The sequence below is a fragment of the Aphanothece microscopica RSMan92 genome (genome assembly GCF_046613545.2).
GTDB lineage: Bacteria > Cyanobacteriota > Cyanobacteriia > PCC-6307 > Cyanobiaceae > NIES-981.
Genome location: NZ_JBKKKY020000560.1, coordinates 1 through 437 on the forward strand (window position 1 = coordinate 1; position 437 = coordinate 437).

Consider the following 437-nt stretch of genomic DNA (forward strand, 5'->3'; position numbering starts at 1 on the left):
GGCAATGAGACATTCGACAACACGAATTTCTTCGATGTCTCGCTTGGCTTTTTCGGAACAAGTGATGATGAAGAGGCATTTCGCAACCGTCGGCTGCCATTTGAACTGAACGAGCGCACCCTGCGCCGTGAATTATGGCTTGCAACGGACGCATGCTACAAACAAGCGGTAGAGCTGTTCGCAAAAAAACAGGCGGCCATTAAAAATCGCACCCGGATTGATACCATTCCGGATTTTATCCTCCTTCCACCAGCCGCCGACGCTGAAACGCGACTCTCCACGATTCGTGGTTCCATTTCCGATGCACGCGTATTGGTTTCGGACGTGTCTGCCATCTTTGCTGCCTATCCCGACATTCAGAGCTCGCGTGTAGGAATGGAAATAGTGCCAGAGGAAACGTTCTACATGTCCACAGAAGGACGTCGTTTCCATAAGGT

The 437-nt window shown here is 50.8% G+C and carries 1 protein-coding gene; it reads left to right on the forward strand.

The window, feature by feature from the left end; genetic code table 11:
* The coding region (locus ACLD7X_RS19050; RefSeq protein ID WP_411425246.1) for a hypothetical protein at positions 1–437 on the forward strand (437 nt) is incomplete at both ends.